The 13235-nt window shown below is 69.9% G+C and carries 11 protein-coding genes; 7 read left to right on the top strand and 4 right to left on the bottom strand.

Going from position 1 to position 13235, the window contains the following annotated elements; genetic code table 11:
* Window positions 1-2247, top strand: a 2247-nt coding sequence (locus ABD115_RS00635; RefSeq protein WP_343957141.1) for a pyruvate carboxylase, incomplete at its 5' end; no start/stop codon positions are given.
* Window positions 2248-2494: 247 nt separating this feature from the next.
* On the opposite strand, the gene ABD115_RS00630 is transcribed toward ABD115_RS00635, so the two are convergent.
* Window positions 2495-3334 carry a Sir2 family NAD-dependent protein deacetylase gene (locus ABD115_RS00630; RefSeq protein ID WP_343957139.1) on the bottom strand — a complete coding sequence of 280 codons (840 nt, stop codon included), beginning with the start codon at window positions 3332-3334 and terminating at the stop codon, window positions 2495-2497.
* Window positions 3335-3418: 84 nt separating this feature from the next.
* Here ABD115_RS00630 and pyrE point away from each other — a divergent pair, with 84 nt between their 5' ends.
* Window positions 3419-3973: an orotate phosphoribosyltransferase gene (gene pyrE / locus ABD115_RS00625; RefSeq protein WP_343957138.1), complete on the top strand. Its 555-nt coding sequence runs from the start codon at window positions 3419-3421 to the stop codon at window positions 3971-3973.
* A 107-nt stretch (window positions 3974-4080) separates the two neighbouring features.
* Here pyrE and ABD115_RS00620 read toward each other — a convergent pair whose 3' ends face one another.
* The gene (locus tag ABD115_RS00620) at window positions 4081-5028 is read right to left on the bottom strand and encodes an Lrp/AsnC family transcriptional regulator (RefSeq protein WP_343957136.1); all 948 of its coding nucleotides are present in this window, start codon (window positions 5026-5028) and stop codon (window positions 4081-4083) included.
* A 48-nt stretch (window positions 5029-5076) separates the two neighbouring features.
* Window positions 5077-6495 (bottom strand): amidase, encoded by a 1419-nt coding sequence (locus tag ABD115_RS00615; protein ID WP_343957134.1) that lies wholly within the window; start codon window positions 6493-6495, stop codon window positions 5077-5079.
* A 212-nt stretch (window positions 6496-6707) separates the two neighbouring features.
* Between ABD115_RS00615 and ABD115_RS00610 the strand changes: the two genes are divergently transcribed.
* The 5 genes from ABD115_RS00610 (at window position 6708) to ABD115_RS00590 (ending at window position 12313) form a co-directional block, all read left to right on the top strand.
* Entirely contained in the window at window positions 6708-7457 is a 750-nt protein-coding gene (locus tag ABD115_RS00610; RefSeq protein ID WP_343957132.1) for a DUF5058 family protein, read from the top strand.
* Window positions 7458-7472: 15 nt separating this feature from the next.
* Window positions 7473-8204 (top strand): hypothetical protein, encoded by a 732-nt coding sequence (locus ABD115_RS00605; RefSeq protein ID WP_343957130.1) that lies wholly within the window; start codon window positions 7473-7475, stop codon window positions 8202-8204.
* 109 nt (window positions 8205-8313) lie between these two features.
* On the top strand, window positions 8314-9534 hold the full coding sequence (locus ABD115_RS00600) for an amidohydrolase (protein WP_343957128.1): 1221 nt from the start codon (window positions 8314-8316) through the stop codon (window positions 9532-9534).
* A 2-nt stretch (window positions 9535-9536) separates the two neighbouring features.
* The gene (locus ABD115_RS00595) at window positions 9537-10778 is read left to right on the top strand and encodes a CaiB/BaiF CoA transferase family protein (RefSeq protein ID WP_343957126.1); all 1242 of its coding nucleotides are present in this window, start codon (window positions 9537-9539) and stop codon (window positions 10776-10778) included.
* Entirely contained in the window at window positions 10775-12313 is a 1539-nt protein-coding gene (locus ABD115_RS00590) for a carboxyl transferase domain-containing protein (protein WP_343957124.1), read from the top strand. The genes ABD115_RS00595 and ABD115_RS00590 overlap by 4 nt, the downstream gene beginning before the upstream one ends.
* An 89-nt stretch (window positions 12314-12402) precedes the next feature.
* Here the strand turns inward: ABD115_RS00590 and ABD115_RS00585 are convergent, their stop codons facing one another.
* Entirely contained in the window at window positions 12403-13188 is a 786-nt protein-coding gene (locus ABD115_RS00585; RefSeq protein WP_343957122.1) for an HAD-IIA family hydrolase, read from the bottom strand.
* Between the last annotated feature and the right edge of the window lie 47 nt (window positions 13189-13235).

Here is a 13235-nt window from a genome sequence, read left to right as displayed (position 1 = left end):
TACATCAGCCCGCACTTCGACTCGATGCTCGCGAAGCTCACGTGCCGCGGCCGCTCATTCGAAGACGCGGTCGTGCGCGCTCGCCGCGCACTCGCCGAGTTCAGGATCCGCGGCGTCGCAACGAACATCCCCTTCCTGCAGGCCGTGCTCGACGACGCCTCGTTCCAGGCCGGCGACGTCTCGACGGCGTTCATCGAGGAGCGCCCCGAGCTGCTCACGCTGAACAAGCCGAAGGACCGCGCGACCCGCCTGCTGCAGCACCTCGCGAACGTTACCGTGAACCAGCCGCACGGTGCCCGCCCGCAGACGATCGAGCCGCAGGTGAAGCTGCCAGCGATCGACCTCGACGCTCCCGCTCCGGCCGGCGGCCGCCAGCGGCTGCTCGAGCTCGGCCCCGAGGGCTTCGCGAAAGCGCTCCGAGCGCAGACGGCGCTCGCGGTCACCGACACGACGTTCCGCGACGCACACCAGTCGCTGCTCGCTACCCGCGTGCGCACGCGCGACCTCGTGGCCGTCGCCCCGCACGTTGCGCGCATGACGCCGCAGCTGTTCTCGGTTGAGGCGTGGGGCGGCGCGACCTACGACGTCGCGCTCCGGTTCCTCGGCGAAGACCCCTGGGAGCGGCTCGCTGCCATGCGCGACGCCCTGCCGAACGTGCCGATCCAGATGCTGCTGCGCGGCCAGAACACCGTCGGCTACACGCCCTACCCGCCGAAGGTCGCGCAGGCCTTCGTGCAGGAGGCTGCGGCGACCGGCGTCGACATCTTCCGCATCTTTGATGCGCTCAACGACGTGAACCAGATGCGCGTCGCGATCGACGCCGTGCGCGAGACGGGCACGGCGGTTGCCGAGGTCGCGTTCTGCTACACGGGTGACCTGCTGTCGCCCGCCGAAGACAAGTTCACCCTCGACTACTACCTGTCGCTCGCGGAGCGCATCGTCGAGGCCGGCGCTCACGTGCTCGCGATTAAGGACATGGCCGGCCTGCTCCGCCCTGCTGCCGCCGCGAAGCTCGTGACCGCGCTGCGCGAGCGCTTCGACCTGCCGGTGCACCTGCACACGCACGACACCCCTGGCGGCCAGCTCGCGACGCTGCTCGCGGCCTCGGCCGCCGGCGTCGACGCGGTCGATGCCGCCTCGGCCCCGATGTCTGGCACCACGAGCCAGCCCTCGCTCTCGGGCCTCGTTGCCTCGCTCGCCCACACCGAGCGCGACACAGGCATCGACCCCGACGCGGCCTACGCGCTCGAGCCCTACTGGGACGCGGTGCGCACGCTGTACAAGCCGTTTGAGTCGGGCCTCACCGCTCCGACGGGTCGCGTGTACACCCACGAGATCCCTGGCGGCCAGCTGTCGAACCTGCGCCAGCAGGCGATCGCGCTCGGGCTGTCCGAGAACTTCGAGAAGATCGAAGACATGTACGCGGCGGCCGACCGCATCCTCGGGCGCATCCCGAAGGTGACCCCCTCGTCGAAGGTCGTCGGCGACCTCGCGCTGCACCTCGCGGCCGTCGACGCCGACCCGGCAGACTTCGAGGCGAACCCCGAGAAGTTCGACGTGCCCGACTCCGTCGTCGGCTTCCTTGCTGGCGAGCTCGGCGAGATCCCCGGCGGGTGGCCCGAGCCCTTCCGCTCCCGCGTGCTCGCGGGTCGCGACGTTTCGATCGAGGTCGCCCCGGTCTCTGCCGAAGACGAGGCGAAGCTCGACGGCGACAGCGCGTCGCGCCGCTCGACCCTGAACCGGCTGCTCTTCCCCGCGCCGACCGCGCAGTTCGAAGACGCGCGCGAGCAGTACGGCGATCTCTCTGTCGTCGACACGGGCGACTACCTCTACGGGCTCGACCCGAACGCCGAGCACGCGATCGATCTCAGCCGCGGCGTGCGCCTCTACGTTGGCCTCGAGGCCATCGGTGCGCCCGACGAGAAGGGCGTTCGCACCGTCATGGTGCGCGTCAACGGCCAGCTGCGCCCCGTGTTCGTGAAAGACGAGCGCATCGCGGTGACCGCCGAGACTGCAGAGAAGGCCGACCGCACCGTCGCCGGCCAGATCGCGGCTCCCTTCTCTGGCACCGTGACCGTGAAGGTCGCCGAGGGCGACTCTGTTGCCGCCGGCCAGGCGATCGGCACGATCGAGGCCATGAAGATGGAGGCCGCGATCACCTCTCCCGTTGCCGGCGTCGTGAAGCGGGTCGCGTTCGAGGGCACGCGCGGCGTCGAGGCGGGCGACCTCGTGGTCGTCATCGAGTAGCCGCGGCGGGGCCGGGGCCGGGGCAGACCCGGCCCCGGCCCTTGGCCTTCGCCCTTGGCCCCTGCCACCCGGCCCCGGCCAGGCGTTCACCGAAGCACACGATATTCACCCGCGCACACGTAAATTGAGCAACATTACGTGTGCTCCGGTGATTATCGTGTGCTTTCGCGGTTTGGCCCGAGGCCCGGAGGCCCGGCGGCCCGGAGGCCCGGCGGCCCGGCGGCCCCGGGCCCCGGCGGCCCGGCGGCTACGCCCCCAGCGCGTCGGCGAGCGCCGTGAGCGTCTCGCTCGTGCCACCGTCGATGCGCACGGCAAGCGAGGGGCGCTGATCGACCGCGGTCGGCCCGCGGTTGATGACTGCGAGCGGGTTGCCCTGGCGCTCGGTCTTGTGCACGAGCCGCATGCCCGTGTTCACGGCGAGCGACGAGCCCGCGACCAGCAGCGCCGAGGAGCGCTCAACGAGCGACGCGGCCGCGGCGAACACGTCGACGGGCACGGTCTCGCCGAAGTAGACGACGTCGGGGCGCAGCGTGCCGCCGCACCCGGGGCACAGCGGCACACGCACAGTCTCCACCTCAGAGACGAGGGCGTCGCCGTCTGGCGCGATCTCGGCGTCGGCGTTGCGCTCGGCGTAGCCGGGGTTGAGCGTGTCGAACCAGCCCAGCACCTCGGTGCGGGTCCACCTCTCGCCGCACTGTATACAGCGCATCACCCCGCCACCTCCGTGCAACTCGACGACGGTGCCCGAACCGCCTGCGCGGTGCAGCCCGTCGACGTTTTGCGTGATGACTCCCTCGATGCGGCCAGCTGCCTCGAGCCGCGCGAGCGCGCGGTGCCCGGCGTTCGGCTCGACCGCGCTCATGCGGTTCTGCCCGATGCGCGCCCCCGCCCAGAACCTGCGCCGATAGTGCGGGTCGTCGGTGAACTGCGCGATGTTCATCGGGGCGCGCGGTGGGGTGCCGGCGCCGCGATAGTCGGGAATGCCGGAGTCGGTGCTCATGCCGGCCCCCGTGAGCACGGCGACCTGGCCGCGCTCGAAGAGCGCCACGAGTTCGGCGAGCTGGGCGTCTGAGAGTGCTGCGTTCACGCTATCGAGCTTAGGCGGCCGGAGCGCGCGAGCGGCGGCCTCTCGCTGCGGGCGTAACCGCGCACCGACACTAGAATGAACACCATGACCACCGCGCGCGAACAGCTCATTGATCTCATCAAGACCGAGGCCGTCTTCCACGGCGACTTCACGCTCACGAGCGGCAAGAAGGCGACGTACTACATCGACCTGCGCAAGCTCTCGCTCGATCACCGCGCGGCCCCGCTCATCGGCCAGGTGATGCTCGATCTCATCGCCGATATCGACGGCGTCGTCGCGGTCGGCGGCCTCACCATGGGCGCCGACCCCATCGCCTCTGCGATTATGCACCAGGGTGTGGCCCGCGGCGAGGTCTACGATTCGTTCGTCGTGCGCAAGGAGCCGAAAGATCACGGCCGTGGCCGCCAGGTCGAGGGCCCCGATCTCGAGGGCAAGCGCGTCGTCGTTGTCGAAGACACGTCAACGACCGGCGGCTCGCCGCTCGCGGCCATCGAGGCGCTGAAGAAGGTCGGCGCCGAGGTTGTCGCTGTCGCTGTCGTGGTGGATCGCCAGGCGCCCGCAAAGGCGCGCATCGAAGAGGCCGGCTACGAATACCGCTTCGCGATCGGCCTCGAAGACCTCGGGCTCGCCCCGCAGTAATCGCCCCGTGCCCGCTCGGGCTCGGTAGGTCAGGGCGTTCCCCCTCAGGGCGCCGCGCCCGAGCGCGCTCTGCGCAAGTGGCTCTGCGCGAGCGACCCAAGCCCTCGCTACACCGCGCGGCCCCCGCGCTTGCGGGCCTCAATGATGAGGTCGGTCGAGACAAGTGTCTCGTGCTCCTCCCACGCCGGGCGAGCAAGCAGCTGGTAGAGCTCGTGGTGCGAGGCCGCCGTGACGTTCACCATGAGCTGCGCGTCGCCAGCGATGGCCGCCGCGTAGCGCACCTCGGGCCACTGCCGCAGCTCGTTGCCGAGTGCCTCGACGCGGTACGACGCGACCCGCGCCCAGAGAATCGCCTCGACCTCGAAGCCGACGAGCGCAGGGTCGACGAGCGCGCGAATTGAGAACTGGCCCGAGCTCAGCAGCCACTCGACCCTGCGCGCCACCGAGGTTTCGCTCATCTTGGCGCGGCGGGCGAGCGCCTCGATGCTCACGCGACCGTCTGCCTTCAGCGCCCCGATGAGCTCGTCGTCTTTCGGGCCCCGACTCTCTGGCAGGCTCCATTCGGTGCGGTCTGGGCCGGTGCGGGCGACGAGCGCCTCGGTCTCGGTCTCGGTGAGCGCGCCGGTGCGCCAGCCGCGAATCGTCTTGAAATACCGCAGAATCGGCATCGCCGAGAAGCTCTGCACACCCGCGGTGGCCGGCAGTCGAGTCGTGAGTAGCTCGCCGAGGTTGTCTCGGTAGCCGATCTCCGCGACGACGTCTGCCGTGCCGGTGGTGAGGTAGCTGAAGGTGACGTCGTCGCGCTGCGCGAGCGCCTCGCCGCTCAACCTCGCGGTGCCCGCGGCACTCGTGCACGCGAGAATCATGGAGTGCTCAAAGTGATCCACCGCGGCGATCACGACCCGGCCGCTCTCGAGCAGTTCGTTGCCGTAGCGCGCGACGGTGCGCTCGGGCTCGCCGAGCGCTTCGGCGATCTTGCGCCACGGCGCGCGACCGTCGACCTGCAGCGCGGCGATAATGCGGCGCTGCAGGTCATTGAGCCCGTCCGCTATCATCGCGCTGTCCTCTCTGACCCGGGGCGCCCGCCCGGGCGCACCCCGATTCTACTGGGCCGGCGCGATGAGCTCGGGCGGTCGCTTCGCGAACCCGGTGGCCTGCTCGTATGCCGCAGCCCAGCGCAGCAGGTCGGCATCGCGGTAGTGGTTCGCAGCGAGCTGCCACCCCACGGGCAGGCCGCTCTCGGTGAAGCCACCGGGCATCGCAAGCACGGGCAGGCTCGTCGCCGAGAGCACGCAGGCCGAACGCATCCAATCGAGATAGTTCTCGGCGGCCACCCCCGCGATCTCCTGAGGCCAGCGCCAGCTCGCGTCGAACGGCAGCACCTGTGCCGCCGGGCTGAGGAAGGCGTCGTAGCGCCCGAAGAACGACTGCACCGCGCGCTCGAGCCGCGTGCGGGCCGCGTGCGCTGAAATCATCGCGGCGCCGTCGAGGTCGAGCCCCTTCTGCACGTTCCAGATCACCTCGGGCTTGATGACGTCGCCGTAGTCGGCGAGCAGCGGCCCGATGCCCGTCGCGAAGTCGAAGGCGCGCGTCACCTGAAACACCTCGTCGGCATCGCCGAAGTCGATAGAGGCCTCCTCGAGAATCGCCCCGGCGTCTTCGAACACGCGCAGCTGCGCGCTCAGTGTGTCGATGACGGCGCGCTCGACGGGCATACCGATACCAAAGTCGAAGCTGTAGCCGATGCGCACCCCCGTGAGGTCTGGCAGCGGCGTGCCGAAGTCGTGCGGCGTCAGCGGGCTCGGGTTTGGCAGGCTCGTCGGCCCGGCGCTCGCGCGCATGAACAGCGCGAGGTCTTCGACGCTGCGCGCCATCGGCCCGGAGCGCGCGAGCCAACTGTACGCGTTCGATGCGCTCTCGAGCGGAATCACGCCGTACGAGGGCCTGAGCCCGTAAACGTTGCAGAACGAGGCCGGAATGCGCAGCGACCCACCCATGTCGGAGCCGTCGCCGAATGCCTGGATGCGGGCGGCGACCACGGCCGCGACTCCGCCCGAGGATCCGCCTGCCGAGAGCGACGGCGCGTATGGGTTGGTCGTCGTTCCGAAAAGATCGTTGAAGGTGTGCGACCCCGCACCAAACTCTGGCACGTTCGTCTTGCCCGTGCGAATCGCTCCAGCGGCTGCGAGCCGCGCGACCTGCAGGTCGTCGCTCGCCGGCACGTTGTGCTCGAGCGCCTTCGACCCCTGCGTCGAGCGCAGCCCCGCGGTCGCGAACGTGTCTTTGTGCGTCATCGGCAGCCCGTGGAGAATGCCGAGCGGCCCGCCGCGAGCCGTGTGCTCGTCGGCGCGCGCGGCGAGCTCCGTCGCGCGCTCGAAGTCGGTCGTGATCACCGCGTTCACCGCCCCGTTGCGCTCGTCAATGGCCGCGATGTGGCTGGCAAGCGCCTCGCGCGCCGACAGGTCGCGCCGCCTGATGAGGTGGGTGACCTCGACCGCGCTGAGGTTCTGGATCTCGTCCATGGTGAATGCCTTTCGACGTTGAAATGCTGTGCCCCCGAGCATGCCCGGGTTCTTGAGCGGCGAGAAGCCGAACCCGGCAATCGCTGGGAAAATGGGGGATCTCGCCAAATGGGTGGCGAGATCTGCTAACCTCTTGTCGGAGGGCCCCGGTGTACCCCAGGGTGATTGCGAGAGCGAATCTCTCACAAGCATGAGATGCAAAGGAGCACAACATGCGTCACACTTCGCTTTTCAGGCTGGCCGACCCAGCCTCGACCGATATCTGGGCGATCGCGAACTCCCCGGTGCTCTGGTTCTGCGCCCTCGGTGTCTTCGCCGTGATCTTTGTCCAGACCATTCTCTACGTGCGCGTCGCCAAGCGCGCGGCCCCGGGCATCGAGATGCCGCTCCGCGAAATCAAGGAGTCGTTTCGCGCCGGCGCGGTCGCCTCGATCGGGCCATCGCTCGCCGTCGTCATCGTCGCGATCTCGCTGCTTGCGCTGTTCGGCACACCGGCAGTGCTCGTGCGGATCGGGTTGATCGGCTCGGCCGCAACCGAAACCGCGTCGGCGAGCATCGCCGCGACCTCGATGGGCGCCGAACTCGGCGCAGACACGTACACGCAGCAGGTCTTCGCCGTCGCGTTTCTCGCGATGAGCCTCTCGGGCGGCATGTGGATGCTCGCGACGCTCATCATGACGCCATTTCTCAAGCGCGGGAGCGCGAGCCTCGCCAAGCGCAACCCCGCCGCGATGGCGCTCATTCCCACCGCTGCCCTGCTCGGAGCGTTCTCGATGCTCACGATCGCAGAGACACCTAAGTCGATGACGCACCTGCTCGTGGTGCTCATCTCGGCGGCGACGATGGGGCTCTGCCTGCTCGTCGCCAAGCTGCTCAATGCGCGCTGGCTCAAAGAGTGGGCGCTCGGCATTGCAATTCTCGTGGCGCTCTACGCCGCCTTCTTGATTCACACCGCCTCGTAAGTTCGGAGGGTCACCATGACTACCACCGCCACACCAGCAACCCAGGTCGGAGCCGACGCAGCAATGGCGCTGTTCGAGCGGCAGACCACCCGCTACGGCTCGCTCACCATGCTCGCCGGCCTCGTGCTCTCGCTCGCAGGGCCGCTCTACCTCGTGTTCTTCGCCGACCTCGACATCTCGGCCTCAATGGTGTGGGTCGCGTTCGCCGCGGTCGCCGGCACCTTCGCTGTGTTCTGGGTTGTCGAACCGCTCACCTACTTCCCCGTGCTCGGCTCGGCCGCCATGTACCAGGCGTTCATGATCGGCAACATCTCGAACAAGCTGCTGCCGGCGGCGATCGTCGCGCAGGCGAGCATCAACGCGAAGCCCGGCACGAAGCGCGGCGACATCGCCGCGGTCATGGCGATCGGCGGCGCAGCGACCGTGCACCTCGTGAGCCTGCTCGTCTTCGTCGGGCTGCTCGGCACCTGGCTCGTGTCGCTCATTCCCGCTGATTTCGTCGAGGTCGCCCGCATCTACATTCTGCCGTCGCTGCTCGGCGCAGTGCTCGTGCAGTGCATCGTGGCGATGAAGCAGTTCCGCGCCACCATCGTCGCGATCGCGGTCGCGCTGCTGCTGCAGTTTGTGATCGTGCCGCTCGTGCCGCAGCTCGCGCTGTTCGCCACCGCACTCGCGGTTGTCGCTTCAATCGTCATCTCGTGGATCGTGCGCGACCGCAGCCAGCACGAGGCCGTGCTCGTCAACTAGATCTCCCTCCCGGGCGCAGGCGTCCCCGGGCGCCCCGGGCGCAGGCGCAGGCGCCCCGGGCCCGGGGAACCACCCTCAGACCACCATCACCGCAGCGAAAGGGAAACAGATGCTCACCACCCAGCTCCAAGACTCGGCACGCGAACGCCTGCACGAGACCTACAAGCACCTGCATCGCACACCAGAACTGTCGATGCAGGAGCACCGCACCGCAGAGTTCATCGAGGCCCGTCTGAGCGAGCTCGGCATCGACAGTTTTCGCTGCGGCGGCACCGGCGTCGTCGGCGTGCTCCGAAACGGCGAGGGGCCCGTCGTCGGCTTTCGCGCCGACACCGACGGGCTGCCGATTCAAGAGGACACGGGCGCCGAGTACGCCTCGAGCGCCAGGGGCACGCTGACAGACGGCACAGAGGTGCCCGTGATGCACGGCTGCGGCCACGACACGCACGTCGCCACGGCGCTCGCGGCGGCCGAGCTGCTCGTTGGGCAGCTCGGCGCGTGGGCAGGCACCGTCGTATGGATCTTTCAGCCGGGCGAGGAGACAGCCGAGGGCGCCGTCGCCATGGTCGCCGACGGGCTGTGGGAGCGCGCCCCGAAGCCCGAGATTGTGCTCGGCCAGCACGTGTTTCCAGCGGCGCCGGCGGGCAGCATCGGCCTCGCTTCTGGCCCGGCGATGGCGCTCGCGGATTCGCTGCGCATCACCCTCGCCGGCAAGCAGTCGCACGGCTCGCAGCCGCAAGACGCGATCGACCCGATCGTGCAGGGCGCCCACATCATCACGCGGCTGCAGACAATCGTGTCGCGCGAGCTGTCGCCGCAGACCCCGGCCGTGGTGACCTGCGGCACGTTCCACGCCGGGCTGAAAGAGAACATCATCCCGGCGAGCGCGGAGTTCACACTGAACATTCGCACCCTCACCCCCGAGGTGCGCGAACAGGTGCTCGGCGCGGTCGCCCGCATCGTGAACGCCGAGGCCGCAGCGTCGGGGGCACCGGCGCCGCGCATTGAGGAGCTCACCCGGTTCCCTCGGCTCTATAACGACCCCGAGTCGACGGAGCAGGTGCGCGCGGCCCTCGCGGCCGAGCTGGGCGCCGACAAGATCGTCGAGATTCCGACGGCGATGGGGTCTGAAGACTTCGGCCACCTCGCCGACAGCATCGGCGTGCCCTGCGTGTACTGGTTCTTCGGCGCGTACCCGGCAGATCACCCGAGCCCGGCCGTGAACCACTCCCCGTTCTTCTTGCCCGACATCGAGCCGACGCTCACAACGGGCGTGCGCGCCGCGGTGAGCGCGCTCGGCCACTACCTCGCGACCGACGGGAGCAAGTAGCCGTGACCACGCACGCATCAGCCGCGCACGCATCAACCGCGCAGGCGGCTCAGGCGGCGGGCCCGCTCGCGGGCCTCCTCGTCATCGATCTCTCCAGGGCGCTCGCCGGCCCCCACGCCGGGCAGATGCTCGGCGATCTCGGCGCCCGCGTCATCAAGGTGGAGTCGCCGGGCACCGGCGACGAGACGAGGTCGTGGGGGCCGCCGTTTGTGGCGGGCTCCGATGGCGAGAACTACTCGACCTACTTCCTCTCGTGCAACCGCAACAAGGAGTCGATCGCGCTCGATCTCAAGAGCGACGACGGGCGCGAGACGCTCACCGCGCTGCTCGCTCGTGCCGACATCCTCGTCGAGAATTTTCGCACGGGTGTGATGGATCGCCTGGGCTTCGGCACGGCCGCGCTCGCCGAGCTCAACCCGGCGCTCATTCAGCTCTCCATCACCGGCTTCGGCCACGATGGGCCCGAGGGTGGCCGCGCGGGCTACGACCAGATCGTGCAGGGCGAGGCCGGGCTGATGTCGATCACGGGGCCGGGCCCCGCCGATCCGCAGCGGGTCGGCACCCCGATCGCCGACCTGCTCGGCGGTATTCACGGCGTCGTCGGCGTGCTGGCGGCGCTGCACGAGCGCGCGGCGACGGGCCGGGGTCGCGTGGTGCGCACGTCGCTGCTCTCCTCGCTCGTCGGCGTGCACGCGTTTCAGGGCACCCGCGTCACCGTCGCGGGGCAGACCCCCGAGGCTCAGGGCAACCACCACCCGTCGATCGCGCCCTACGGGCTGTTCGGCTGCCGCGATGGGCACGTGCAGATCTCGGTCGCCAACGACCGGCTGTGGCAGGCGTTCTGCGCAGAGTTTCAGCTCGACTCCGCGACACCGGGCCTCGGCTCCAACCCGGAGCGCGTCGCGAACCGGCAGCAGACCATCGCCTTCGTCGAGGCTGCGTTTCGCGACTCCGACGCCGCCGATCTGCTCGCGAGGCTGAGTGCCGCTGGCATTCCCGCCGGCAAGGTGCGCAACCTCACCGAGGTCTACGAGTGGGATCAGGTGCGCTCGCAGGGCCTCATCATCGATGTGGATCACGCGGCCCTCGGCGAGATTTCGCTGCCGGGGCCGGCCCTCAGGTTCTTCGACGTCGACGCGTCTGGCGAGCGCGAGCGCGCCAGGGCCCGCCACGAGGCGCCGCCGACGCTCAACGAGCACGGCGACGCGATTCGCGAGTGGCTCGCCGCGGAGGTAGCGCGATGACCACCGCAACGCGCCGCTACTCGGCCGCCGAACTCATCGAGCTCGTCGCAGACCCCGGGAGTTTCCGCTCGTGGGATGCGGCGCCCGTGCAGCCGCTCGCGACCCCCGCGTACACGGCCGAGCTCGCCGCCGCTGCCGAGAAGTCGGGCGTCGACGAGTCGATCGTTTCTGGCGAGGCGCTCATCGACGGCCGCCGCGTCGCGCTCATCGCGTGCGAGTTCAGGTTTCTCGCCGGCTCCGTCGGGCTCGCCGCGGCCGAGCGGTTCGTGCGGGCGATGGAGCGGGCCACGTCGGAGGGGCTGCCTGTGCTCGCATCGACGGCGTCGGGCGGCACGCGCATGCAGGAGGGCACGCTGGCGTTCGTCGCGATGGTGAAGATCGCCGCCGCAGTCGCAACGCACCAGGCCGAGGGGCTGCCGTACTTCACGTACCTCAGGCACCCGTCGACGGGCGGCGCGCTCGCATCGTTCGGCTCGCTCGGGCAGGTCACCGTCGCCGAGCCAGGGGCCCTCGTCGGCTTCCTCGGGCCGCGCGTCTACGAGGCGCTCTACGGCGCGCCGTTCCCCGAGGGAGTGCAGTCGGCAGAGAACCTCGCCCACCACGGCATCATCGACGGCGTGCTGCCGCCCGAGGGGCTGCGCGAGGTCATCTCGCGCACGCTCAGGCTGCTCGAGCCACCGACGCACGACGAGCTCGTCGCGCGCGCCGCGAACCCTGGGGTAGCCGGGGGCGCCGGGCTCGCGGGGCAGGGGGACGCGCACCCTGGCTCCTCAGATACCTGGGGCTCGGTCACGCGGTCGCGCAACCCTCGCCGCCCCGGCCTGCGGGAGCTGCTGCGGTTTGCGGCGACCGACGTCGTGCCGCTGTCGGGCACCGGCCAGGGCGAGCGCGACCCGGGGCTGTCGCTCTGCCTGGCGAGGTTTCGCGGCGTTCCGGCCGTCGTCGTCGGCCAAGATCGCCGCACCCAGCGAGCGCTCGCACCGCTCGGGCCCGGGGCGCTCCGTGCGGCCCGCCGCGCCATGCGGCTCGCCGAGGAGCTCAGGCTGCCGCTCGTAACCGTCATCGACACCCCGGGGGCCGCGCTCTCACAAGACGCCGAGGAGGGCGGCCTAGCCCGCGAGATCGCCCACTGCCTCGCCGATCTCACGATGCACCGCGGCGCGACGCTCTCCGTGATTCTCGGTGAGGGCACCGGCGGCGGCGCGCTCGCCATTCTGCCGGCAGATCGCACGCTCGCTGCCGAACACGCCTGGCTGTCGCCGCTACCGCCCGAGGGCGCGTCGGCTATCGTGCACCGCGACACCTCTCACGCCGCTGAGCTCGCCGAGCAGCAGGGCGTCTCGTCAAGCCGGCTGCTCGCCGGCGGCATCGTCGACCGGGTAGTCGCCGAGCAGCCAGACGCTGCGGAGGAGGCGCGCGCATTCTGTGAGCGCATGGGCGACGCGATCTCGCAGGAGCTCGCGTCGCTGCAGCTGCAGCGCGGCGAGCACCGCCGCTCGCGTCGATTCGAGCGCTACCGCCGCATCGGCGGGTAGGCGGGTAGGCTGGCGGGCTGGGCAGCTGGGCGCAGCTTCTGGGGGCCGCTCCGCTCCGCACGGGGCGGGCCCGCTGGCCGGGGCGGTAGCTAGTCGAGCAGCTCAGCGACCGAGCCGAGCACCTCGTTCGGGCGGAACGGGAACTTCTCGATCTCGGCTTTGTCAGAGATGCCGGTCATCACGAGCACGGTGTGCAGGCCGGCCTCGATGCCCGCAACGATGTCGGTGTCCATGCGGTCGCCGATCATGCCGGTGTTGTGCGAGTGCGCGCCGATCTTGTTCATCGCCGAGCGGAACATCATCGGGTTCGGCTTGCCGACGACGTAGGGCTCCATGCCCGTCGCCTTCGTGATGAGCGCGTTGATCGCGCCCGTCGCTGGCAGCACGCCGTCGGGGCTCGGCCCGGTCGCGTCCGGGTTCGTCGAGATGAAACGCGCGCCCTTGTTGATGAGGCGGATCGCCTTCGTGATCACATCGAACGAGTAGTTGCGGGTCTCGCCGACAACGACGAAGTCGGGGTTCGTCTCGGTCATCACGTAGCCGGCGTCGTGCAGCGCGGTGAGTATCCCGGCCTCGCCGAGCACGAACGCCGACCCTCCAGGCTTCTGCTGCTTGAGAAACGCGGCCGTGGCGAGCGCGCTCGTCCAGATGCGCTCCTCGGGCACGTTGATGCCGCTGGCGGCGAGCCGCGCGGCAAGGTCGCGCGCGGTGAAGATCGAGTTGTTCGTGAGCACGAGGTACGGCTGCTCCTTCGCCGTCCACTGCTCGATCAGCTCAGCGGCCCCCGGAATGGCGCGGTTCTCGTGCACGAGCACCCCGTCCATGTCGGTCAGCCAGCACTCAATTGACGGACGTCCCTGCTCCATGTCGCTCATGTCTCACAGACTACTCCGTGGAGGTGAACGAGACGTAGCGGCAAAGC

The organism is Leucobacter albus (assembly GCF_039528015.1).
GTDB classification, from domain to species: Bacteria; Actinomycetota; Actinomycetes; order Actinomycetales; family Microbacteriaceae; genus Leucobacter; species Leucobacter albus.
This window is presented reverse-complemented; position numbering and strand designations above follow the sequence as displayed.